The organism is Serratia sp. TSA_7 (genome assembly GCF_052692135.1).
On record NZ_JBQZFU010000005.1, the window covers coordinates 283332 to 307746 of the forward strand.

Genomic DNA, 24415 nt, shown 5'->3' on the forward strand with positions numbered 1-24415 from the left:
GTAAACCTAGCTTAAACCGCGGAGGCTCCCGAAACGATCTCGGTGAGTTCCTGAGTGATGCTGGCCTGACGAGCCTTGTTGTATACCAACTGCAGCTCTTTGATCAGGCTACCGCCGTTATCGGTTGCGGCTTTCATCGCTACCATTCGTGCGGCCTGCTCGCTGGCCAGGTTTTCCACGACGCCCTGATAAACTTGCGATTCCACATAACGGCGCAGCAAGGTATCAAGCAGCACTTTTGGATCGGGTTCATACAGGTAATCCCAAGATTTTTTCTTCAGCTCACCGTCATCGGAAGGCGGTAACGGCAGCAGCTGAACGATCTGTGGTTCCTGAGACATCGTATTGACAAATTTGTTGCTGACAATGTACAGCTTGTCCAAACGACCTTCGTCGTAGGCTTGCAGCATCACTTTCACCGGCCCGATCAGATCCGACAGAGAAGGTTTATCCCCCATGCCGGTCACCTGGGCAACCACGTTGCCGCCCACGGAACCAAAGAAAGAAGCCGCTTTAGAGCCAATCAGCGCCAAATCAGCTTCGACGCCTTTTTCGGACCAGCCTTTCATCTCTGACAACAGCCGCTTGAACAGGTTGATGTTCAAGCCACCACAGAGACCACGGTCAGTAGACACCACCAGATACCCGACGCGCTTAACATCACGCTCATCCAGGTACGGGTGCTTATATTCCAGATTACCTAACGCAAGGTGACCAATCACTTTGCGCATGGTCTCTGCATAAGGACGGCTGGCCGCCATGCGTTCCTGCGATTTACGCATTTTGGAGGCGGCGACCATTTCCATCGCTTTAGTGATCTTTTGCGTGTTTTGCACGCTCGCGATCTTACTACGTATCTCTTTTGCGCCGGCCATCTCTGCTTCTCCTCATTGCCAGACGGCCTGCTGTCTTTCAACAGCAGGACCGTTAGGCGTTACCAGGACTGGGTTTTCTTGAAGGTCTCGAGGATAGCTTTCAGCTTGCCCTCGATCTCATCGTTGAAATTGCCAGTTTGGTTGATGTGGTTCAGCAACTCGGCATGCTCGCGGTCTGCGTAAGCAACCAGAGCGGCTTCGAAGCTCACGACTTTCGCGACTTCAACGTCGTTCAGGTAGCCACGTTCTGCGGCGAACAGCACCAGAGACTGTTGTGCGACGGACATCGGCGCATACTGTTTCTGTTTCAGCAGCTCGGTCACTTTCTGACCGTGGCTCAGCTGTTTGCGGGTCGCATCATCCAGATCGGAAGCGAACTGAGAGAACGCAGCCAGTTCACGATACTGTGCCAGCGCGGTACGAATACCACCGGACAGTTTTTTCATGATCTTGGTTTGCGCTGCACCGCCCACACGGGATACAGAGATACCCGGGTTAACTGCCGGACGAATACCGGAGTTAAACAGGTTGGATTCCAGGAAGATCTGACCATCGGTAATCGAGATTACGTTGGTCGGAACGAACGCGGAAACGTCACCTGCCTGGGTTTCAATGATCGGCAGAGCGGTCAGTGAACCGGTTTTACCTTTGACTTCACCTTTGGTGAAGGCTTCAACGTAGTCGGCGTTAACACGCGCAGCACGCTCCAGCAAACGGGAGTGGAGGTAGAATACGTCGCCTGGGTAAGCTTCACGACCTGGTGGACGACGAAGCAGCAGGGAGATCTGACGATAAGCGACAGCCTGTTTGGACAGGTCATCGTAAACAATCAGTGCATCTTCACCGCGGTCACGGAAGTATTCACCCATCGCACAACCGGCATAAGGTGCCAGGTATTGCAGTGCAGCGGATTCAGACGCGGTCGCAACCACAACGATGGTGTTAGCCAATGCGCCGTGCTCTTCCAGTTTGCGCACCACGTTAGCGATGGTGGACGCTTTCTGGCCGATAGCCACGTAAACACATTTGATGCCGGAGTCGCGTTGGTTGATGATCGCATCGATGGCCAGAGCGGTTTTACCGGTCTGACGGTCACCGATCACCAGCTCACGCTGACCACGGCCGATTGGGATCATCGCATCAACAGATTTGTAGCCAGTCTGAACCGGCTGATCTACGGATTGACGCTCGATAACACCAGGGGCGATAGCTTCAACCGGGGAGAAACCGTCGTTATCAACCGGGCCTTTACCGTCGATAGGTGCGCCCAGGGTGTTAACTACACGGCCCAGCAGGCCACGGCCAACCGGAACTTCCAGAATACGGCCGGTACATTTTACCTTCATGCCTTCGGCCAGATCCGCGTACGGACCCATAACCACGGCACCTACGGAGTCGCGCTCCAGGTTCAATGCGATTGCGTAACGGTTGCCTGGCAGCGCGATCATTTCGCCCTGCATAACTTCGGCCAGACCGTGAACGCGGATGATCCCGTCACTGACGGAAACAATAGTACCTTCATTGTGAGCTTCGCTCACCACATTGAACTGAGCAATGCGCTGCTTGATCAGTTCGCTGATTTCGGTGGAATTCAGTTGCATGCTCCAGTCCCCTTAAGACTGCAAGACGTCTGTCAGGCGTTCAAGACGACCGCGAACGCTGCCATCAATCACCATATCGCCGGCGCGGATAATCACGCCAGCCAGAACAGACTTGTCAATTTTGCAATTCAGCTTAACTTTGCGTGACAGACGTTTTTCCATCGCAGCGGCAATTTTAGCCTGCTGTTCGTCGTTAAGTACGCTCGCAGAGAGCACTTCGACTTCGACGGTGGATTCCAGCAAAGCGCGCAGTTCGATGAACTGCTGCAGCACCGCGGGAAGAACCAGTAAACGTCCATTTTCGGCCATTACACGGATAAAGTTCTGGCCATGTTCGTCGAGCTGCTCGCCACAAACAGCGATGAACGTTTTGGACAGCGTCTCCGGCGCGACAGCACCAGACAGCAGTTCAGAAATTTGTTCATTGCGAGTGGCAACAGCGGCAAACGCCAGCATATCCTGCCAGCGTTCTACGCTTTGGTGCTCAACGGCAAAGTCAAAAGCTGCTTTGGCGTAGGGGCGAGCTACAGTTACAAATTCAGACATCAGCCCCTCCCTCCTTACAGTTCAGCGACCAGTTTATCAACGATGTCGCTGTTAGCAGCTTCATCCACGGAACGTTCGATGATCTTCTCGGCGCCGGCAATTGCCAGCATCGCGACTTGCTTACGCAACTCTTCACGAGCGCGCTTACGTTCGGCTTCGATCTCAGCCTGAGCCTGCGCCACGATTTTGTTACGTTCCTGCTCGGCTTCGGCTTTCGCTTCATCCATGATCTGAGCTTTGCGTTTGTTTGCTTGCTCGATGATCACCTGAGCTTCTGCTTTAGCAGTTTTCAGCTGGTCGGTCGCATTGGCTTGCGCTAAGTCCAAATCTTTTTTGGCACGCTCTGCAGAAGCGAGACCGTCAGCAATTTCTCCCTGACGCTTCTCGATGGCAGCCATAATCGGCGGCCATACATACTTCATGCAGAACCAGACAAACAGAACGAACGCGATGGCCTGGCCGAGGATTGTTGCGTTAAGATTCACAGCACAATGCCTCTTTAAAAGTTAATAGTGTGGTTTCAGTGTAGAGAACTTCTCTACTTACGCGACAGCAAACATCACGTACAGACCCAGACCAACAGCGATCATCGGGATGGCGTCAACCAGACCCATAACGATAAAGAACTGTGTACGCAGCAGAGGAATCAGGTCAGGCTGACGTGCAGCGCCTTCCAAGAATTTACCACCCAGGATGCCGATACCGATCGCAGCACCGATTGCCGCTAAACCCATCATCACAGCGGCAGCCATGTACAGCAGATCCATACTCAGGTTTTCCATGACAGTCTCCAGTTTGTTTCAGTTTAAAAGTGCAAGTGTTTTAAGAAAATCAGTGCTCTTCAGATGCCATCGACAGATAGACAATCGTCAGAACCATGAAAATAAAGGCTTGAAGCGTAATGATCAGGATGTGGAAGATAGCCCAAGGCAAGCTCAGGACCCACTGTGACCACCACGGCAACAGGCCGGCAATCAGGATGAAGATCAACTCACCCGCATACATGTTGCCGAACAGTCGCAGGCCCAGTGAAACAGGCTTGGACAGCAGGCTGACACCTTCAAGAATCAGGTTGATAGGAATGAATACAGGGTGGTTGAACGGCTGCATGGTTAACTCTTTAACGAACCCGCCAACGCCTTTCATTTTGATGCTGTAGAACAAAATCAGGATAAATACGCCCAACGCCATCGACAAGGTCACGTTGACGTCCGCGGTAGGCACGACGCGCAGCGCAGGCAGACCAAGATGAGTCCCGATGTACGGCAGGAAGTCTACCGGAATCAGGTCCATCATGTTCATCAGGAACACCCAGACAAACACCGTCAGCGCCAGCGGAGCAATTACCTTGCTCTTGCCGTGGTACATATCTTTGACGCTGCTGTCGACAAAGCCAACGACCAGTTCTACTGCGGTTTGCAGTTTACCCGGCACGCCGCTGGTGGCATTTTTGGCAACCTTGCGGAAAACCACCAGGAACAGAACCCCGAGTACAACGGAGAAAAACATCGAGTCGAGGTTAATCGACCAAAAACCAGTCCCGACCTGAAGCTGCGTCAGGTGGTGACCGATATACTCCTGTGGACTGTTGTATCCCTCTGCAGACATGATGCCTCTACCCTTATTTAGTTAATTTCGGTAACTGTTAATCACGGCGGGTGCCACTATTTGCACCACTAACACCGCTAAATAGGTCAGGCCAAGCGGTATAAACTCCGCCTTGAACACCCCAAGCGCCACGATCAGCAAAACGATGGTGATCACGACCTTTAGCCCCTCGCCTATGGCGAACGACCAGGCAACCCGACCGGGCGCCGGCGTCTGCGCCTGATGGCGCAAGGCAAACAGCATAAACATTGCACTCGGCAACCAGGCGGCGAGACCACCTGCCAATGCCGAAGCGCTCCATTCCAGGCTTTTCAGCAAGAAAACAGCGCTGATCAGAACAAAAGTCATTAACTGCAGGAACAGCAGCTTGCGTGCTACTTTTCCGCTGTAAAGGGACACAGACATGACGTTTGTTCTCTCCGTACCCCAGAGGGGGTATGCTGAGTGACGTATAAAACTGTCTTTGCTGTCCTGAGTCAAGCAGCAAAAAACGAGCAAATTATACGGGGCATACCAACGAATTCAATCGATAAGTAGCGAAAAGGTGAACAATTATTTAAATTCCCCCATTTCAGGCCATTTTCACAAGAAAACGGTCGGAATAATAGGGCTAATTTAATTGTCTGATTATTCCAGCATTGCACCGAGAAACGTGGAGCCGCTCACAATAATGCCTCGTAATGATTTATAGCTCATCGTAACGCAAACAGTCTTTAGCTAATTGGGCGATCAAAAAATATTATAAATCAAAACATTACAAGTTAACTGTTCAAAAACAATCCATATACCCGATAAAAACCTTTTATTGACAGCTTCCGGGCTAATATTACAACAGCCAATTAACATTAGCAGCAAAGCAGAATCGTTCGCCTATCGTTGCTAACGTGACTATTTCAAATGGCAATTACTCTATTGTCGCTAATTAGCGGCTATTTTTGTGTTAATAAAAAGTAAATTAACTAAAGAAATCACCATTTAGTTAGCCTGCTTACCTTTTACGTTGGGCACCCTCTTTAATTCACGCTTATTTGATCAAAAGCAAACTCAGTTTGCCTTAAGTACCACCAAATGGCGTTCACCTTCGAGTTCCGGCACCTGCAGACGCACCACCGACTCCAGCACTATGCCTTCAGGCAGTTGCGCCAGCTCTTCATCCGGGCGTACCCCTTTCAGCGCGTAGAACCTCCCCTGCCCTTTTGCCGGCAGATGATGGCACCAGGACAGCATATCCTGCAGCGAAGCGAAAGCGCGGCTGATGACGCCGTCAAAAGGCGGTTCGGCCGGAAACGCTTCAACACGACTCTGCACCGGCTCGATATTGGTCAATCCCAGTTCATGCTGCACCTGGCGCAGGAAGCGCACCCGCTTGCCCAGACTGTCGAGCAGGGTGAAATGAGAATCAGGACGAACGATAGCCAATGGGATACCCGGCAGACCAGGCCCTGTGCCGACATCGATAAAACGTGAGCCTTGCAGATGCGGGTTCACCACGATGCTGTCGAGAATATGGCGCACCAGCATTTGCTGCGGATCGCGCACGGAGGTGAGGTTGTAAGCTTTGTTCCACTTATCCAGCATGCCGACATAACCCAGCAACTGCTGTTTTTGCTGATCGGGAAGCGCAATGCCTGCCGCCGAGAGCAGCGAATCTAATTTTTTCTGCACAACGTGTCCTCTGACAGGCGCGGAACGGCAAGCCTAATCAGGGCTGGCCAATAAGGCGACCATGATAATTCAGGCCCGGGATGATGTCAGCGGCCGTTTGTTCACGGAATAAACAAACGGCCGCCCAGAAACAGGATTTATGCGCTGCGGCGCAGCAGCCCCTGCTTTTTCAGCCAAATAAGCAGGATTGAGATCGCCGCAGGGGTGATGCCGGAGATACGTGAAGCCTGCCCGATAGAGTTCGGTTTGTGATCGTTCAGTTTGGCGATCACTTCATTCGACAAGCCGGAAACCTGCTGATAATCGAGATCCAGCGGCAGCACGGTATTCTCGTTGCGCTGTTGCTTCTCGATCTCTTCCTGCTGACGAGCGATATAACCTTCGTATTTTACCTGGATCTCAACCTGCTCGGCAGCCTGAGTATCCGCCAACGGCGGCGCGAAAGCCGCAACGGTGGTCAGTAGCGCGTAATCCATTTCAGGTCGACGCAGCAGTTCCTCACCGTTAGCCTCGCGTGACAGCGGGGCCTTCAGCAACGCGTTGACCTGCTCGACGTTTTCGGCGTGCGGGTGCATCCAAATGTCCCGCAAGCGCTGACGTTCCTGTTCGATATGTTCCAGCTTCTCGCTGAAACGCGCCCAGCGGGCATCGTCAACCAGGCCCAGTTCACGGCCTTTTTCGGTCAAGCGCAGATCGGCATTGTCTTCGCGCAGCATCAGGCGGTATTCGGCGCGTGAGGTAAACATGCGGTAGGGTTCTTTGGTACCCAGCGTGCTGAGATCGTCTACCAGCACGCCCAGGTAGGCCTGATCGCGGCGTGGCGACCAGCCTTCGTCTTCATTGGCGTAGCGCCCGGCGTTCAGACCGGCCAGCAGGCCCTGGGCCGCGGCTTCTTCATAGCCGGTGGTGCCGTTGATCTGGCCGGCGAAGAACAAGCCCTGGATAAATTTGCTTTCCAACGTGGGTTTCAGATCGCGTGGATCGAAGAAATCATATTCGATGGCATAACCTGGGCGAACGATACGGGCATTCTGCATCCCTTCCATCGAACGAACGATCTGCATCTGTACGTCAAACGGCAAGCTGGTGGAGATGCCGTTTGGATAAATTTCATTGCTGGTCAGGCCTTCCGGTTCGAGGAAGATCTGATGCGCGTTACGATCGGCAAAGCGCATCACTTTGTCTTCGATCGACGGGCAGTAGCGTGGGCCGATCCCTTCGATGATCCCGGCATACATCGGGCTACGATCGAGGTTATTACGGATCACGTCATGGGTTTTTTCGTTGGTATGGGTGATGTAGCACGCCATTTGTTCCGGGTGCTGATTGGCATTGCCCATGAACGAGAAAACCGGAATCGGCGTATCGCCATGCTGCGGAGCCAATACGCTGAAATCGATGGTGCGTGCGTCAATGCGCGGTGGCGTACCGGTTTTTAGACGGTTTACCCGCAGCGGCAATTCGCGCAAACGCTGTGACAGCGAGATCGACGGTGGATCCCCGGCACGGCCACCGCTGTAATTTTCCAGACCAATGTGGATCTTGCCGTCCAGGAAGGTGCCTACGGTCAGTACTACCGCTTTGGCACGGAATTTCAGGCCCATCTGGGTAACGGCACCTACGACTCGATCGTTTTCCACAATCAGATCTTCGACCGGCTGTTGGAAGATCATCAGGTTAGGCTGGTTCTCCAGAGCGGTGCGAACGGCCTGGCGATACAGCACGCGGTCTGCCTGAGCACGAGTCGCTCGTACCGCAGGGCCTTTACTCGCGTTTAGTATCCTAAACTGGATGCCGGCATGGTCGATCGCCGTGGCCATCAGGCCGCCAAGTGCATCAATTTCCTTAACCAGATGCCCTTTACCAATACCGCCAATTGCCGGGTTGCAAGACATCTGCCCCAGCGTATCGATATTGTGTGTCAATAATAAAGTCTGACGTCCCATGCGTGCCGCAGCCATAGCGGCTTCGGTACCGGCATGGCCACCACCGATGATGATGACGTCAAATTGATCTGGATAAAACATGGAACTGCACCTCGCCGTATTGCGAACGATCGTTGTTTGCCCTGGGGTGGGAGATTCTACTCAAGTTTAGTCGATCGACCAAGTGGTCAGGATCTTAGGTAATTAAAAGAAGATCTTTTTTATTTAAAGATCTCTTTATTAGATCTCTTATTAGGATCGCGATCCTCTGTGGATAAGTGATTATTCGCGAGTGAGATCAGCGGATTAAGGAGGATCGTTAGCTGTGAATGATCGGTGATCCTGTTGCTTATAAGCTGGGATCTAAATGGCATGTTATGCACAGGACAAAAAGCGACCTAGGGTTGTTATTGGGATAACTACTGCTTTTACCCTGCTTTCAAGCATAGTTATCCACAATCGTTCGCGTGATCTTTGAGCGAATCAGAGTAAATTAACCCAGTTTTTCACCCATTCCTCTGCCGGATCCTCAGGAATTTCGTGTTTAGTCACGTCGATCTCCAACCGATCGCCGATCCTTTTCGCTCCACAGGCGATCAAAAGATCGTTGATCCGTTGGATCGCGCCGCAAAAGGTATCGTATTCAGAGCTGCCTAAACCGACGGCACCGAACTGCACCTGCGACAAGTCAGGCTGCTGTTCTTCTATTTGTTCCAGAAGCGGCTGCAGATTATCCGGCAAGTCGCCGGCGCCGTGGGTTGAAGACACCACCAGCCAACGCCCGGACAGGGTCAGTTCATCCAATTCAGGACCGTGCAGCATCTCGGTAGTGAAGCCTGCCTCTTCCAGCTTTTCAGCCAAATGTTCGGCTACATACTCGGCGCTGCCAAGTGTACTGCCACTGATCAGGGTTATATCTGCCATGAATGAATGATCCCAGCCTTCTTAAAGTCGCAGCATTGTACGCTGTGAATCGGCTGGGATCTACCTGTGGATAATATGGGTATACTAATTAACTGACTAAGGCGTGATGGTACGCATGATGGGGTTCTGCAGCGAGATCAGGGTTTCGGTGGACTGGATCTCGTCAATCGTCTGGATCTTGTTGATAAGTACTTGTTGCAATGCATCTATCGAGCGACACATCACTTTGATAAACACGCTGTAGTGGCCAGTGGTGTAGTAGGCTTCGACCACTTCCTCCAGGCTTTCGAGTTTTTTAAGCGCGGAAGGATAGTCTTTGGCACTCTTTAATATAATGCCGATAAAACAGCAGACGTCGTAACCCAGGCGTTTGGGGTTCACGTCTACCCGTGCGCCGGTGATGATACCGGCCTGCTTCATTTTCTCTACCCGCACATGGATGGTGCCGGGACTGACGGCAAAGTTCTTCGCCAGTTCGGCATAGGGCGTGCGCGCATTCTCCATCAGGGCGTTGAGAATGCCGCGATCGAGATTATCGATCTGGTAATTTTCCGCCATTTAAACCCCCATTAATTGCTGATTGTTGAATTATCACCGCCTCAAAATGAATGATTAAAAGTGAAAAGGCAATATTGATTAGCGGATATTGAATTGTGGTGCCGTTCCGTTGCTTAATCGATGGCAACAGAGACAGATTTATAAGAGATACGGCAATGAAAAAACAGTTTATCCAAAAACAACAACAAATCAGCCTGGTTAAATCCTTCTTCTCCCGCCAGTTGGAACAGCAGCTTGGCCTGATCGAAGTGCAGGCGCCTATCCTCAGCCGTTTGGGCGACGGCACTCAGGACAACCTGTCCGGCAGCGAGAAAGCGGTGCAAGTTAAGGTGAAAACCTTGCCGGACGCCACCTTCGAAGTGGTGCATTCGCTGGCCAAGTGGAAACGCAAAACCTTGGGCAGCTATGATTTCGGTGCAGGTGAAGGCCTGTATACCCATATGAAAGCGCTGCGCCCGGATGAAGATCGTCTGAGCGCGATCCACTCGGTTTACGTTGATCAATGGGATTGGGAACGGGTGATGGGCGACGGTGAACGCAGCCAGGATTACCTGCAAAGCACCGTGCGCAGCATTTATGCGGCTATTAAGGCTACGGAGGCCGAAGTGAGCCGCGAATACGGCTTAACCCCGTTCCTGCCAGAGCAAATCCACTTTGTTCACAGCGAAACCCTGTTGCAACGTTACCCGGAGCTGGACGCCAAAGGCCGCGAGCGGGCTATTGCCAAAGAGCTGGGTGCGGTATTCCTGATCGGTATCGGCGGTAAACTGTCGCATGGCAAATCCCACGATGTGCGTGCGCCGGATTATGATGACTGGACCACACCGGCGGCTGAAGGGTTGGCCGGCCTGAACGGCGATATTGTGGTGTGGAACCCGATATTGCAGGATGCCTTTGAACTTTCTTCTATGGGGATCCGCGTTGACGCCGAGGCGCTGAAACGCCAACTGTCGCTGACTGGCGATGAAGATCGTCTCAAGCTGGAGTGGCATCAGTCGCTGCTGCGCGGCGATATGCCGCAGACCATTGGCGGTGGCATCGGTCAATCGCGTCTGGTCATGCTGTTGCTGCAGCTGTCGCATATCGGCCAGGTGCAATGCGGCGTGTGGTCGCCGCAAGTGCGTGAAGCAGTCGAAGGGCTGTTGTAATCTTCAGCGCCGCCAGCGGCGCATTAAACGGCTTTTTAACCCGGTATCAAAGCGCCAGATATGATCGAAGATGCGCATGATGCCGGGTTTGCCATAGGCGGACATAGCCACGGCATGAAAGCGCTGCTGGTGGCTTTGTTGCTGCTGTTTCACCTTCTTTATGACCTCCTCCGGCAACCGCTGGGCAATAAAGTCAGAAATGATCACCGCATCGGCGTCAAACCAGCCGCTGTCTGCCATTTTTGTGACCGTGGCGTTCAGGCAAGCGGCCAGATCGGTACCGCCGCGAAAATGCTGGCCGAGAAAACGCACCGCCTGCTCGATGCCGCTGGCGGCGGTAAGTTCGTAATGCACGATCTGGTTGGCGAACAGCATAATGTAGCAACGGCGGTTATCCGCCAACGCGATGCGCAGCAGCGCCAGGCAAAAAGCCTTGGCGCACTGCTCATTGAAACCGCCCATCGAACCTGAAGTGTCCACGCAGACGATAAACGGCCCGCGCGGCTGCTGATCTTGCTGCTGGTGGGTGACCTGTCGGATCAGGATTTGCTCTTGCCAGACGTCGCCCTGCAGGCGATACGTCAACAGCCGCCTTTCCAGCAGGCGACGGTAAAATTCGAACTCCAGCTCTTCAATGCCCAGCGTGGCCAGTTCTGGCGGCAGCAGGCGCAGAATATCGTCGCTTTGGTGAATGCCGCTGACCTCTTCCGGCAGCGTGGCCGGCACCTGGACCATTACGCGGAACGGTTCCGGCAGTGCATCTTGCTGTTGCACCGCCTTGGCCTGATAGCTCCGGCCCAATTGCTGCGCCAATTTTTTCAGCTCCGGCTGCTGTTGCAGGAAATTGCCGTATTCCACCAGCCGCTGGTAGTCGCCGCGTTGCAGGTGGCCTTTGCTCATATCCCACAACCGCCCGGCGGCGGTGTCGTTTTCCGACAACAGCGGCTCCAGCGCACCGCTCAGCGCCAGACGTTCCTGCAGCTCCGCCATCAGTTGCTCTCGCTCCTGTTCCAGCAACTGATGGTGCAGCATGGTGGCCTGTAGCGTCAGGCTGATGCGCCAACGCTGCAAAAACAGGGTCTGGAAACTGTCGTCCAGCGGATGATTGGGCAGATCGGCGGCATCCACCAGCGAACGGGCCTGCTCATAAAACGGGGAAACCAGCTGGCGCAGTAGATCGAGGGTGTCGTTCAGATGGTGATAGAACTGGGTATTGTTCTCCAACTGGCACTGTTGATAGCGATAAAACTCCTGAGCCAGCGCCGGCGGGACCATGGCTTCATGGATACGCTCTTTCAGTTGCAGCTTCCAGCGCGGCAGGTCGCGATCCAGCGCCCGGCGGATGGCCGGAAATTTCTTGAAGAAAACCGTTAGCTGCGGGGCTGCCAGCATGCCGACGATCATCTCCTCGATCAGCTCACCTTCGGTGATCGCCAGCAGCAGATCGAGCGTTTCCAGGCTGAGCATCGTTACTGGCCGCGCATCTGCTGGTGCTGCTGTTTGATCTGTTCCGCCACCTGCAACAGGCTGGCTTCAATTTTTGCCAGGCCACCGGCAGGGGTAAACAGGCAGGGCTGGTGTTGGCTGAACAACCGGCGCTGTTCCGCCAGACGCTGTGCCAACGCGTCCATTTCGTCCAGCATCGCCTGAGGCGTACCGCCGGTCTGTTTACCGGGCAGGGCCAGCAGCGAAGGCTGGCGGCTGACGTCCAGCACCGTCAGGTGCAACTGCTCGTCCACTTCCAGGTCGATCTGCTGGGCAAAGCCGATGCCGTTCAGCTTGGCGCGCACGTCGCCGCCCTTTTGCAGCCAGTTTTCCAGCGCGCTGCTTTCAATGCTCAGATGGTTGACTTGAATATCATGCAGTTGCAGCGGTTTTTGCAGCAGCAGGGTCAGGGTGCCGGTGCCTAACGGCGCCGCCGCCATGTATTGGGGCTTTCTGCTGAACATACCGCCTTTTTTCACCAGCGCTATCGCCTGACGATCGCTCTGCTGCTGTTGGTGTTGCAGCCAGCGGGTGTGGATCTGTTGCAGTTGAATCAACAACGTCTGCTGCTGATAGGCCGACTCGGTCAGCAATTGGTCGATTTGCTGTTGCAGCAGCTTTAGCGAAGTGAGGTCATGCCACAGACAATCTTTCAATAACATCAGGTCGAGCGGGGCGACGGCGTCGCGGCCGCTGAAGAAGGCGCAGGCCTGCAACAGCCGCAATGCCTTTTTCCAACGACGGTCGGAGACGTAGGGCGCACTCTCCAGCGCATCCAATCGCTGGCGCAACTGGAATATCAGTTCAAAACAGCCTTCGGGCAGCTTGACCTTGTCGATCTGCGACTGCCACTGGTGAAACTCTTCGTCGCTGATGCTCAAGGCTTCAGGGACCGGGTTGTCATTCTCGTTCTGGCGGCTGACCAGCAGTGAGCGGAAATTCTGTTTATCCTGAACTTTGTCCAGCCACAGGCGGATCAGCATGCGGTCGTACAGCGCCTCCAGACTGTTGTCGGCCTCAGGCAGTTCGTTAGAGGCGGTAACCAGTAACCGCAGCGGGATCGGTTCTTCGCTGTTGCCGTTGCGGAAGCGGCGTTCGTTGATCGCCGTTAACAGGGTATTGAGGATGGCCGGGCCGGCCTTCCAGATTTCATCCAGGAACACGATCTCTGCCTCGGGCAGATAGCCGGCGGTCAGACGCTGATAGCGGCCTTCATCTTTTAATGCCTGGATAGACAGCGGGCCGAACACTTCTTCCGGCGTCGAGAAACGCGTCATCAGGTATTCAAACGAGCGCGCGCTGCGAAAGGCGAATTTTAACCGGCGGGCAATCAGGCTTTTGGCGATGCCGGGCGGGCCGAGAAGAAACACGCTTTCACCGCTGAGCGCCGCCAGTAAACACAGGCGAATTGCTTCCTGCCGTTCATAAAGACCGCTCTCCAGCGCGCTGCTGAGGCGGGAGATCCGTTCTGCCAGAAGTGATGATGGCGCCATATTATTGTCGTGTTGTCCGAGAGTTAGCCAATCTTGGTGGATAATCCGATGATAAACCACCATTATTTTTAATGGTATAGCTTGTTGATTAGTAAAATCTTTCTATTATCAAAAGAGTGGCTGGTTCACATTTTGTTTATTTTTTGGGGCTGATATAAGAGTAGGCAAGCAGTATAAATCGTGCATACTGTGCGCCTTTTAGTGGGCGTAACGGATCTTAGAGCCCGTATCTCTGGCTGATGCGGATGCATCGCTAACGGATGTTCTAATAAAGAAACGAATTATGAGCACAGAACATAAACAGTCCTTATCAGCGGTAACTCTGGCGGCCATTGGGGTGGTTTACGGTGATATCGGCACCAGCCCTCTTTATACCCTGAGAGAATGTTTCTCCGGCCATTATGGCTTCGATGTGCGTCCTGACGTGGTGTTTGGCTTCCTGTCCCTGATTTTCTGGATGCTGATTATCATTGTTTCGCTTAAATACCTTAGCTATGTCATGCGTGCGGATAACGCCGGCGAAGGCGGTATCCTGACGCTGATGTCGCTGGCCGGGCGCAATACCTCGGCGCGCACCACTGCGGTGCTGGTTATTCTCGGCCTGATTGGCGGCAGCTTCTTCTATGGCGAGGTGGTTATCACCCCGGCGATATCGGTGATGTCGGCGATAGAAGGGTTGGAGATCGCCGCGCCATCGCTCGATGGCTATATCGTCCCCTTATCCATTCTGGTGCTGACGCTGCTGTTCGCTATCCAAAAACACGGTACCGGCAGCGTCGGCAAACTGTTTGCCCCGGTGATGCTGCTGTGGTTTATCGTGTTGGCGGTGTTGGGCGCGCGCAGCATCATCGCTAACCCGGAAGTGTTGCAGGCGATGAACCCGAAATGGGCGCTGAACTTCTTTATGGAATATAAGAAGGTCTCGTTCTTTGCGCTTGGTGCGGTGGTGCTGTCGATCACCGGCGTTGAGGCGCTGTATGCCGATATGGGGCACTTCGGCAAATTCCCTATCCGCCTGGCTTGGTTCACCGTGGTGTTGCCTTCGCTGGTGCTGAACTATTTCGGCCAGGGCGCGTTGCTGCTGAAAAATCCCGAGGCGATCAAGAACCCGTTCTTCCTGCTGGCGCCGGACTGGGCGCTGATCCCGCTGCTGATATTGGCGACGCTGGCTACGGTCATCGCCTCGCAGGCGGTGATTTCCGGCGTGTTCTCCCTGACCCGCCAGGCGGTGCGCCTGGGCTATCTGTCGCCGATGCGCATTATCCATACCTCGGAAATGGAATCGGGCCAAATCTATATTCCGGTGATTAACTGGACGTTGTATATCGCGGTAGTGCTGGTCATTGTGGGCTTTGAACACTCCAGCAACCTGGCGGCGGCTTACGGCATCGCCGTTACCGGCACCATGGTGTTGACCAGTATTCTGGTGACCTCGGTGGCGATCAAGAATTGGCACTGGAACCGTTTCTTCACCGTTGGCATTTTGATTATCCTGCTGATTATCGACGTGCCGATGTTCTCCGCCAACGCCCTGAAACTGTTCTCCGGCGGTTGGCTGCCGTTGATGCTGGCGCTGGTGATGTTCATCATCATGACCACCTGGAAAAGCGAACGTTTCCGTCTGTTGCGCCGCATGCATGAACACGGTAACTCTCTGGAGGCGATGATTGCCTCACTGGAGAAATCGCCGCCGGTGCGGGTGCCTGGCACTGCGGTATTTATGTCGCGCGCCATTAACGTGATCCCTTTTGCGCTGCTGCATAACCTGAAACACAATAAGGTGCTGCATGAGCGGGTAGTGCTGCTGACGCTGCGTACCGAGGATGCGCCTTACGTACACAATGTGCGCCGGGTGACCATCGAACAGCTTTCGCCGACCTTCTGGCGGGTGGTGGCCAGCTACGGCTGGCGCGAAACGCCGAACGTTGAAGAAGTGTTCCACCGCTGCGGGCTGGAAGGGCTGCCGTGCCGCATGACGGAAACCTCGTTCTTTATGTCGCATGAGTCGTTGATCCTGACCAAGCGCCCTTGGTATCTGTTCCTGCGCGGCAAGCTGTTTATCGCGCTGAGTCGCAACGCGCTGCGTGCGCCGGACCAGTTTGAGATCCCGCCGAATCGGGTGATAGAACTGGGAACCCAGGTCGAGATTTAACTCCCTCTCAGGGGCTCAGCTATGCTGGGCCCCTTTTGTTTCCGCTTTTAGCTTGCATGAGCGAAACGTTTCGATAGCGATCACATTTCTGCATTATCCCAGTTGCCTTCCCCTGCCGTTTTTTTAAACTCATCCGATAGCGAAACGTTTCGCTGCTGGAGTGAGAAGATGAAAAAAGGCGTACTGCTGAATGCTGAGGTTTCTGCCGTGGTTTCCCGGCTCGGCCATACCGATCAGATTGTCATTTGCGATGCAGGGCTGCCGATCCCGGCGGTAACGCAGCGTATCGATCTGGCGCTGACCCAGGGAGTGCCGACGTTTTTGCAGGTGGTCGGGGTAGTGACGCAGGAGATGCAGGTTGAAAGCGCCATTCTGGCGGAAGAGATGGTGAACCAAAATCCGCAGCTCCATCAAGCTTTGTTGGCTCAACTGATACAGCTTGGCCAACACCAGGGAAACACCATTAGCGTGAGTTATATCAGCCACCAGGCTTTTAAAGCGCAAACTGAACACAGCCGGGCGGTGATCCGCAGCGGTGAATGTTCGCCGTACGCGAACGTCATCCTCTGCGCCGGCGTAACTTTCTGAGGCATTTATGCAACCTTTACTGCAACTGAAAGGGATCGATAAAGCCTTTCCCGGCGTGAAGGCGCTTTCCGGCGCCGCCCTCAGCGTTTATCCCGGTAAGGTGATGGCGCTGGTGGGCGAAAACGGCGCCGGGAAGTCCACCATGATGAAAGTGCTGACCGGCATCTACGACAAAGACGCCGGCAGTCAGTATTTTCTCGGCAAAGAGGTGGCGTTCAATGGGCCAAAGGATTCGCAGGAAGCGGGCATCGGCATTATCCATCAGGAACTGAACCTGATCCCGCAACTGACGATTGCGGAAAACATTTTCCTCGGGCGTGAATTTGTTAACCGTTTTGGCTGCATCGACTGGAAGCGAATGTACGCCGAAGCCGACAAACTGCTGGCACGGCTGAACCTGAGTTACAGCAGCCACCGGCTGGTGGGCGAACTGTCGATCGGCGATCAGCAGATGGTGGAAATTGCCAAGGTGCTGAGCTTCGAGTCGAAAGTCATCATCATGGATGAGCCGACCGATGCGCTGACCGACACGGAAACCGCGTCTTTATTTAAAGTGATCAACGAGCTGAAGGCCGAGGGGCGCGGCATTGTTTATATCTCGCACCGGCTGAAGGAGATTTTCGAAATCTGCGATGACGTCACGGTGTTCCGTGACGGGCAGTTTATCGCCGAGCGGCCGGTCAGTGAGTTGCGGGAAGACTTGCTTATCGAAATGATGGTCGGCCGCAAATTGGAGGAGCAGTACCCGCGGCTTAACCTGCCGCGCGGCGAAAAGCGGCTGGAGGTCAGCCAGCTTTCCGGCCCGGGCGTGCATGACGTCAGCTTTACCCTCTACCGCGGTGAAATCCTGGGTGTGGCTGGGCTGATGGGCGCCGGGCGTACCGAGTTGATGAAAATTCTCTACGGCGCCGCGCCGCGTAAAGCCGGCACGGTCAGCCTCGATGGCCATGAGGTGGTGACTCGCTCCCCGCAGGACGGCCTGGCGAACGGCATCGTGTATATATCCGAAGACCGCAAGCGCGATGGCCTGGTGCTGGGGATGTCGGTGAAGGAAAACATGTCGCTGACTGCGCTGCGTTATTTCAGCCGCGCCGGCGGTAGCTTGAAACAGGCTGACGAGCAGCAGGCGGTAGGGGATTTCATTCGCCTGTTCAATATCAAGACCCCCTCGATGGAGCAGCCGATAGGCCTGCTTTCCGGCGGTAATCAGCAGAAGGTGGCGATTGCCCGTGGCCTGATGACGCGACCAAAGGTGCTGATCCTCGATGAGCCGACGCGCGGGGTCGACGTCGGTGCCAAAAAAGAAATCTATCAGTTAATCAACCAGTTCAAGCAGGAAGGGCTGAGCATCATTCTGGTGTCTTCGGAAATGCCGGAGGTGCTGGGCATGAGCGACCGCATCCTGGTCATGCACGAAGGGCACCTAAGCGGTGAATTCCCGATTGAACAGGCCACCCAGGAAGTGTTGATGGCAGCGGCCGTCGGCAAGCAATACGGCGTAAAGCAGGAGTAATCAGATATGAGTTCCCAGAGTGTCGCAAAGCGCTGGTTCAGTAAAGAGTGGCTGTTAGAGCAAAAGTCCCTGATTGCTCTGCTGGTGCTGATTGCCGTGGTCTCTTCAATGAGCCCGAATTTCTTCACCCTGAACAACCTGTTCAATATTCTCCAGCAAACTTCGGTGAACGCCATTATGGCGGTCGGGATGACGCTGGTGATCCTGACTTCCGGTATCGATCTGTCGGTGGGATCGCTGCTGGCGCTGACCGGTGCGGTGGCGGCGTCGATCGTCGGTTTTGAAATTAACGCGGTGGTGGCCGTTGCGGCGGCGCTGGCGTTGGGTGCTGCGGTGGGCGCCTGCACCGGCGTGATTGTCGCCAAAGGCAAGGTGCAGGCATTTATTGCCACCCTGGTGATGATGTTGCTGCTGCGCGGCGTCACCATGGTGTACACCAACGGCAGCCCGGTGAATACCGGCTTTACCGACGTGGCCGATACCTTCGGTTGGTTCGGCATCGGCCGCCCGCTGGGGGTGCCAACCCCGATCTGGATCATGGCGATAGTGTTTATCGCCGCCTGGTACATGCTGCACCACACCCGTCTGGGCCGCTATATTTATGCCCTGGGCGGTAACGAAGCGGCGACCCGCCTTTCCGGCATTAGCGTCGATAAAGTGAAGATTATCGTTTATTCACTGTGCGGGCTGTTGGCGGCGCTGGCTGGCGTTATCGAAGTGGCGCGTTTGTCTTCTGCGCAGCCGACTGCCGGTACCGGCTATGAGTTGGATGCCATCGCCGCCGTCGTGCTGGGTGGCACCAGCCTGGCGGGCGGCAAAGGCCGCATCGTAGGCACGCTGATCGGGGCGCTGATCCTCGGCTTCCTGAACAACGGCCTGAATTTACTGGGTGTTTCTTCCTACTACCAAATGATCGTGAAGGCAGTGGTGATACTGCTGGCGGTTCTGGTAGATAACAAAAGCAACAAGTAACCTCCCCTACAGGAATCACGATGATGAAAATGAAAAAACTGGCAATCCTGGCTTCGGCCTTCGCTCTGACCGCCACCTTAAGCGCTAACGCGTTGGCGAAAGACACCATCGCGCTGGTGGTGTCCACCCTGAATAACCCGTTCTTCGTTTCCATGAAAGAAGGCGCGCAGCAGGAAGCCAACAAGTTGGGTTATAACCTGGTGGTGCTGGACTCGCAGAACAACCCGGCGAAAGAGCTGGCTAACGTGCAGGATCTGATGGTGCAAGCGCCTAAACTGCTGCTGATTAACCCGACGGATTCCGATGCGGTGGGTAACGCCATCAAGATGGCCAATCAGGCCAAGATTCCGGTCATTACGCTGGACCGCGTGGCAAGCAAGGGCGAGGTGGTCAGCCATATCGCCTCGGACAACCGCGTTGGCGGCAAAATGGCCGGCGACTTTATCGCTAAAAAAGTGGGCACAGACGCTAAAGTGATCCAACTGGAAGGGATTGCGGGCACCTCCGCCGCCCGTGAGCGTGGCGAAGGGTTCAAACAGTCGCTTGATCAGAACAAATTCAAACTGCTGGCCAGCCAGCCGGCAGATTTCGACCGCACCAAGGGCCTGAACGTAATGCAAAACCTGCTGACTGCTCACCCGGACGTGCAGGCAGTGTTTGCGCAGAACGACGAAATGGCGCTGGGCGCACTGCGCGCGCTGCAAACCGCCGGTAAAACCGATGTGGTCGTGGTAGGCTTCGACGGCACCGCCGACGGCGTGAAAGCGGTTGAAGGCGGCAAGCTGGCGGCGACCGTGGCGCAGCGTCCGGATCAAATCGGCGTGATTGGCGTGGAAACGGCAGATAAGGTCTTGAAAGGCGAGAAAGTGCCGGCCACCCTCCCGGTTGATTTGAAACTGGTCACTAAATAAGTCATACCAGCGCCATCAAAACGGGGCGTTTGTGATGGCGCGCAATTCAGGAATCAATGCGATGGAAACAGGTAAGCTGGTGGTGCTTGGCAGTATCAATGCCGACCATATCCTCAATATTGAGCAGTTTCCCCGCCCGGGCGAAACGGTGATCGGGAAACAGTATAAGGTGGCATTTGGCGGTAAAGGCGCGAATCAGGCGGTGGCGGCCGGGCGCAGCGGTGCAGATATCGCTTTTATCGCCTGCGTCGGCGCAGATGACATCGGTGAACGCATCCGCCTGCAATTGGCGACCGATCGCATTGATACCCAACCTATTGAGGCGATTGCCGACAACACCACGGGTGTGGCGCTGATTTTTGTTAATGCGGAAGGCGAGAACGTGATCGGCATCGATGCCGGCGCCAATGCCGCCGTAACGCCCGACTATCTGGCGCGTTATCAGCAGCGGGTTATTGAAGCCGATGCTTTGCTGATGCAGCTCGAGTCGCCGCTGGAAACGGTGATGGCTGCCGCCCGTCTGGCGAAGCAGCATCAAACTCAGGTGATCCTCAATCCGGCGCCGGCGCGTGAACTGCCGGACGAGTTGCTGGCGTTGGTCGATATGATTACGCCCAATGAAACAGAAGCCCAGCGCCTCACCGGCATAGCTATCGCTAATGATGATGACGCGGCGCGTGCGGCGAAAGCCTTGCACGATCAAGGCATCGGCACGGTGATCATAACTCTTGGCAGCCGTGGCGTTTGGTTGAGTGAGAACGGTAACGGTAAGTTGGTGCCCGGCTTCAAGGTTAAAGCGGTAGACACCATCGCTGCCGGTGATACCTTCAACGGGGCGCTGGTGACGGCGCTACTGGAAGGTAAAACTATGGCGGATGCGGTGCGCTTCGCCCATGCGGCGGCGGCGATTGCGGTAACCCGTCCCGGCGCTCAGCCCTCCGTACCCTGGCGTGAAGAGATCGACGCCTTCTTGCAGCAGCAGGAGTAACGCCTTTGGCCACCATGAAAGATGTCGCTCGCCTGGCGGGCGTTTCAACCTCGACGGTTTCACACGTTATCAATAACAATCGCTTTGTCAGCGACAGCGTGCGCGACAAGGTCATGGCGGCCGTTGAACAATTGAACTATGCGCCCTCCGCGCTGGCGCGCAGCCTGAAGCTGAATCAGACGCGGACCATTGGCATGCTGGTTACCTCCAGCAACAACCCGTTCTATGCCGAAGTGGTGCGTGGCGTTGAGCGCAGTTGCTACGAGCGCGGCTACAGCCTGATCCTGTGCAATACCGAAGAAGATGCCGCACGCATGAACCGCAGCATGGAGACGCTGTTGCAAAAACGCGTCGATGGCCTGCTGTTGATGTGCACCGAAAACCACCGACCGTCGCAGGACGCGCTGAGCCGCTATCCGTCGCTGCCGATTGTGATGATGGACTGGGCGCCCTTCGAAGGGGCTAACGATATCATTCAGGATAACTCGTTGCTGGGCGGGGAGATGGCGACCGATCACCTGATCGCCCGCGGTTATCGCAACATTGCCTGTATCGCCGGCCCGCAGGATAAAACCACCGCACGCCATCGTTTGGAAGGCTACCGCCGCGCCATGCAACGCGCCGGGCTGGCGATCCTGCCCGGATACGAAGTGCATTGCGACTTCGAGTTTGAAGGCGGCGTTACCGCGATGAAACAGTTGCTGGCGCTGGCCGAACCGCCGCATGCGGTATTCGCCGGTAACGATGCGGTAGCGGTAGGCGCCTATCAGGCGTTGTATCAGGCCGGGCTGTCGGTACCGCAGGACATGGCGGTGATGGGCTACGATGATATCGAGCTGGCCAAATACCTCGCGCCGCCGCTAAGTACCATTCACCAGCCGAAAGATTCGCTGGGGGAACTGGCGATTGATGCGTTGATCAACCGCCTGCAGAACCCGGAACGGGAAGCCCAGGTCCTGGTGCTGACCCCGGAGCTGGTGGAACGCGCTTCGGTGGGGCACCGCTAGCCCGCCGCTTTCGCTTCTTTCTTCGCTTCCCGGCCGCCGATCAGATTGCGGCCATCCTTTGTTCTCAACAGCATGAAGACAAACGCCGACGCGACGGTGACAATCCCCATGGTAATAAAGGTGTAGTGGAAGTGATCGACCATGGTGCCGAGCGACATTGACTCGTAGAAACGCAACACTGCCGCGCTGATCGCCACGCCGAAGCTGATGGAAAGCTGTTGGGTGACCGCCAGCACGCTGTTGCCGGAGCTGGCATTGGCATCGTTCAAATCCGCCAGGCTGATGGTATTCATGGCGGTGAATTGCGTAGACATCGCCATGCCCAGAACGAACAGCGGCAAGATCATCAACCACAGCGGCATCCCCGGGCTTTGCAGCGCGAACTGGGCAATCAACACGCCGATAATCACAGTGATGCCAACCAACGTCTTGCGGTAACCGAACCAGCGCAGCACTTGGGTGACGGTGGATTTTGCCATCAGCGAACCTACGGCGGTCGGCGCCATCATGCAGCCGGCGATAATCGCAGAGTAACCGAAGCCCACTTGCAGCATCAGCGGCATCAGGAATGGCACGCAGCCTGTACCCAGGCGCGAGGCGACGTTGCCGGCGATGCCCACCGAGAAGGTGCGGGTCTTGAACAAATCCAGACCAATCAGCGGTTGGGGATGTCTGCGGGCATGAGCGATATAACCGAACAGCATCACCACGCCGCTAAGCAAGATGCCCAGCGAGATATAGCTGGCCAGGACCCGTTCGCCGAACAGCTCAAGCCCGGTGGAAACCAGCACCAGACTCAGGCCAAACAACATAAAACCAATGAGATCGAAACGGCGCTTGGGGGTGGTGAAGTCCGGCATGTATTTACGCGCATAGAAGATGCCGAGCAGGCCTATCGGGATATTAATCAGGAAAATCCAATGCCAGGTGGCGTAGGTCACCAGCCAGCCGCCCAGTAGCGGCCCCATGATCGGCCCAACCAGCCCCGGCATGGTCACGAAGTTCAGTACCGGCAATAGTTCGCTGCGCGGGTAGGCGCGCAGCAGCGCCAGACGCGCTACCGGCATCATCATCGCGCCGCCGATCCCCTGAATGACGCGTGAGGTCACCAGCACGCTCAACGTAGGGGAAAGCGCACACAGCAGTGAGCCGAGGGTAAACAGCGACACCGCGAGGATAAATACTCGACGCGTGCCGAAGCGGTCCGCCAGCCAGCCACTGACCGGGATCAGCATGGCGACCGTCAGCGTATAGCTGATCACGGCAGACTGCATTGCCAATGGCGAGCGATCCAGACTGTGGGCGATCGCCGGCAATGCGGTGTTGAGAATGGTGGCGTCCAACGCCTGCATAAAGAACGCCATTGCGGCGATCCAGGGTAGTCCTGCCATACTACGCGCGGATTTGGTCATTGTCGGTCCTGGTTAACTGTCGTATCCGTCTCTCTCACCTTTCTTCTCTATATATAAGTAGGGGATGAGTCAGTCTTTCTCTTTAAGTAAAACCTGGCATGCGGTTAACGCCTGGGGGCCGTCACCGGCCAGTATCGCATCTACGATAGCCTGATGGTGTTGGAGCTTAATCACTTCGTTGCCGGTAATGGCGCGGAAGTAGCTTTGGTACACCGAACTGAACAGGTTGGCGAATGATGTCAGGAACGGGTTGCCGCTGGCTTTATAGATAAGCTGGTGGAATTGGGTATCGACCTGGATCCAGTGCTCGCGGTCAAACTGGGTATGCAGCGCGCGCATCTCTGCCATCAATTCGGCCAGAAGCGCGGTTTGCTGAGCGCTGGCGTTAGTCGCAGCCAGTGAGCAGGCCTGCGGTTCCAATGACGTGCGCAATATAAGGAAGTGTTGCATCACCTGATCGAAGTTTTCCCGGGTCATCCACCAGGTCAGTAAATCCTGATCGAGAAAATTCCACTGGCTTTGCGGCATCACCCGGGTACCGATGCGCGGGCGTGGCAACAGCATACCTTTGGCTGCCAGCATCTTTACTGCTTCGCGCACGGCCGTGCGGCTAACGCCGAATTGTTCTCCCAGCTCCATCTCTCCGGGCAAGATACTGCCCGCCTGATAATCGCCAGCCAGAATTTGTTGGCCGAGTTTCTCTGCAAGCAGATAAGAAAGGTTACGTTGGGCGGCCTGTTGTTGAGCGTTAAATTGCATGGCTGCGGGTCCTTACTGACATCGTTATTCTTATTTTACTCTACAGATCGCCAGCTTTTGTGGCTGTTTGCCGGAAAAAGTGACGGAATCGCTGGCTTGTGCAGCGTTTTGCCGAAAAAATCCGCGCTTGAAAAGTTTTTTGCATTTAGGGGTTGCGGCCTTCTGAGAACTCCCTATAATGCGCCTCCACTGACCGGGAACAACGACTCCTCTAACGAGAACCAGTCGCCAGGTCGGTAAGAGAAAAGCGAAATAAACGCTTGACTCTTCGGGTGAAAAGCGTAG

The 24415-nt window shown here is 55.1% G+C and carries 24 protein-coding genes; 8 read left to right on the top strand and 16 right to left on the bottom strand.

What is annotated here, in order from left to right; translation table 11 throughout:
- Positions 1-11: 11 nt before the first annotated feature.
- The 11 genes from atpG to asnC form a co-directional block, all read right to left on the bottom strand.
- Positions 12-875 carry a F0F1 ATP synthase subunit gamma gene (atpG, locus tag ACUTQW_RS17895; RefSeq protein ID WP_004950485.1) on the bottom strand — a complete coding sequence of 288 codons (864 nt, stop codon included), beginning with the start codon at positions 873-875 and terminating at the stop codon, positions 12-14.
- Positions 876-934: 59 nt separating this feature from the next.
- Entirely contained in the window at positions 935-2476 is a 1542-nt protein-coding gene (atpA, locus tag ACUTQW_RS17900) for a F0F1 ATP synthase subunit alpha (RefSeq protein ID WP_004950482.1), read from the bottom strand.
- Positions 2477-2488: 12 nt separating this feature from the next.
- Positions 2489-3022, bottom strand: coding sequence for a F0F1 ATP synthase subunit delta (gene atpH, locus ACUTQW_RS17905; protein ID WP_004950480.1), 534 nt, complete (start codon positions 3020-3022; stop codon positions 2489-2491).
- A gap of 14 nt (positions 3023-3036) precedes the next feature.
- Positions 3037-3507, bottom strand: a complete 471-nt coding sequence (atpF, locus tag ACUTQW_RS17910; RefSeq protein WP_004950476.1) for a F0F1 ATP synthase subunit B — start codon at positions 3505-3507, stop codon at positions 3037-3039.
- 57 nt (positions 3508-3564) lie between these two features.
- A complete protein-coding gene (atpE, locus tag ACUTQW_RS17915; RefSeq protein WP_004093904.1) occupies positions 3565-3804 on the bottom strand; it encodes a F0F1 ATP synthase subunit C in 240 nt (79 codons plus the stop codon).
- A 49-nt stretch (positions 3805-3853) separates the two neighbouring features.
- Complete coding sequence (gene atpB, locus ACUTQW_RS17920) at positions 3854-4630, bottom strand: F0F1 ATP synthase subunit A (RefSeq protein WP_006329010.1); 777 nt, start codon at positions 4628-4630, stop codon at positions 3854-3856.
- A gap of 21 nt (positions 4631-4651) precedes the next feature.
- A complete protein-coding gene (gene atpI, locus ACUTQW_RS17925; protein ID WP_004950471.1) occupies positions 4652-5035 on the bottom strand; it encodes a F0F1 ATP synthase subunit I in 384 nt (127 codons plus the stop codon).
- Between the two features lie 639 nt (positions 5036-5674).
- On the bottom strand, positions 5675-6295 hold the full coding sequence (gene rsmG, locus ACUTQW_RS17930) for a 16S rRNA (guanine(527)-N(7))-methyltransferase RsmG (RefSeq protein WP_006321814.1): 621 nt from the start codon (positions 6293-6295) through the stop codon (positions 5675-5677).
- A gap of 137 nt (positions 6296-6432) precedes the next feature.
- Positions 6433-8322 carry a tRNA uridine-5-carboxymethylaminomethyl(34) synthesis enzyme MnmG gene (gene mnmG / locus ACUTQW_RS17935; protein WP_006329008.1) on the bottom strand — a complete coding sequence of 630 codons (1890 nt, stop codon included), beginning with the start codon at positions 8320-8322 and terminating at the stop codon, positions 6433-6435.
- Between the two features lie 381 nt (positions 8323-8703).
- On the bottom strand, positions 8704-9144 hold the full coding sequence (gene mioC, locus ACUTQW_RS17940; protein WP_004950463.1) for an FMN-binding protein MioC: 441 nt from the start codon (positions 9142-9144) through the stop codon (positions 8704-8706).
- Positions 9145-9240: 96 nt separating this feature from the next.
- Complete coding sequence (gene asnC / locus ACUTQW_RS17945; protein ID WP_004950461.1) at positions 9241-9702, bottom strand: transcriptional regulator AsnC; 462 nt, start codon at positions 9700-9702, stop codon at positions 9241-9243.
- Positions 9703-9857: 155 nt separating this feature from the next.
- Here asnC and asnA point away from each other — a divergent pair, with 155 nt between their 5' ends.
- Positions 9858-10850, top strand: coding sequence for an aspartate--ammonia ligase (gene asnA, locus ACUTQW_RS17950; RefSeq protein ID WP_006329006.1), 993 nt, complete (start codon positions 9858-9860; stop codon positions 10848-10850).
- Positions 10851-10853: 3 nt separating this feature from the next.
- Here the strand turns inward: asnA and viaA are convergent, their stop codons facing one another.
- Together viaA and ravA are read right to left on the bottom strand one after the other, a co-directional pair.
- The gene (gene viaA / locus ACUTQW_RS17955) at positions 10854-12317 is read right to left on the bottom strand and encodes an ATPase RavA stimulator ViaA (RefSeq protein WP_004950455.1); all 1464 of its coding nucleotides are present in this window, start codon (positions 12315-12317) and stop codon (positions 10854-10856) included.
- A gap of 2 nt (positions 12318-12319) precedes the next feature.
- A complete protein-coding gene (gene ravA, locus ACUTQW_RS17960) occupies positions 12320-13828 on the bottom strand; it encodes an ATPase RavA (protein ID WP_006329002.1) in 1509 nt (502 codons plus the stop codon).
- 283 nt (positions 13829-14111) lie between these two features.
- Here ravA and kup point away from each other — a divergent pair, with 283 nt between their 5' ends.
- From kup to rbsR, 7 genes are all read left to right on the top strand, one after another.
- Complete coding sequence (kup, locus tag ACUTQW_RS17965) at positions 14112-15980, top strand: low affinity potassium transporter Kup (RefSeq protein WP_004950448.1); 1869 nt, start codon at positions 14112-14114, stop codon at positions 15978-15980.
- A gap of 168 nt (positions 15981-16148) precedes the next feature.
- A complete protein-coding gene (rbsD, locus tag ACUTQW_RS17970) occupies positions 16149-16568 on the top strand; it encodes a D-ribose pyranase (RefSeq protein WP_004950445.1) in 420 nt (139 codons plus the stop codon).
- Between the two features lie 7 nt (positions 16569-16575).
- On the top strand, positions 16576-18081 hold the full coding sequence (gene rbsA, locus ACUTQW_RS17975) for a ribose ABC transporter ATP-binding protein RbsA (RefSeq protein ID WP_037433830.1): 1506 nt from the start codon (positions 16576-16578) through the stop codon (positions 18079-18081).
- Positions 18082-18087: 6 nt separating this feature from the next.
- Positions 18088-19053, top strand: coding sequence for a ribose ABC transporter permease (rbsC, locus tag ACUTQW_RS17980; protein WP_004950441.1), 966 nt, complete (start codon positions 18088-18090; stop codon positions 19051-19053).
- Between the two features lie 23 nt (positions 19054-19076).
- A complete protein-coding gene (gene rbsB, locus ACUTQW_RS17985; protein WP_006328997.1) occupies positions 19077-19964 on the top strand; it encodes a ribose ABC transporter substrate-binding protein RbsB in 888 nt (295 codons plus the stop codon).
- Between the two features lie 61 nt (positions 19965-20025).
- The gene (rbsK, locus tag ACUTQW_RS17990) at positions 20026-20952 is read left to right on the top strand and encodes a ribokinase (RefSeq protein ID WP_006328995.1); all 927 of its coding nucleotides are present in this window, start codon (positions 20026-20028) and stop codon (positions 20950-20952) included.
- A 5-nt stretch (positions 20953-20957) separates the two neighbouring features.
- On the top strand, positions 20958-21959 hold the full coding sequence (rbsR, locus tag ACUTQW_RS17995) for a ribose operon transcriptional repressor RbsR (RefSeq protein ID WP_006328992.1): 1002 nt from the start codon (positions 20958-20960) through the stop codon (positions 21957-21959).
- On the opposite strand, the gene mdtD is transcribed toward rbsR, so the two are convergent.
- The 3 genes from mdtD to ACUTQW_RS18010 all read right to left on the bottom strand — a co-directional run.
- Positions 21956-23371 carry a multidrug transporter subunit MdtD gene (gene mdtD, locus ACUTQW_RS18000; protein ID WP_020440007.1) on the bottom strand — a complete coding sequence of 472 codons (1416 nt, stop codon included), beginning with the start codon at positions 23369-23371 and terminating at the stop codon, positions 21956-21958. The two genes, rbsR and mdtD, sit on opposite strands and share 4 nt — an antisense overlap.
- 69 nt (positions 23372-23440) lie before the next feature.
- The gene (locus tag ACUTQW_RS18005; RefSeq protein ID WP_006328988.1) at positions 23441-24130 is read right to left on the bottom strand and encodes a FadR/GntR family transcriptional regulator; all 690 of its coding nucleotides are present in this window, start codon (positions 24128-24130) and stop codon (positions 23441-23443) included.
- A 30-nt stretch (positions 24131-24160) separates the two neighbouring features.
- Positions 24161-24415 (bottom strand): hypothetical protein (locus tag ACUTQW_RS18010; RefSeq protein ID WP_445654926.1); only part of this gene is annotated, 255 nt, incomplete at its 5' end.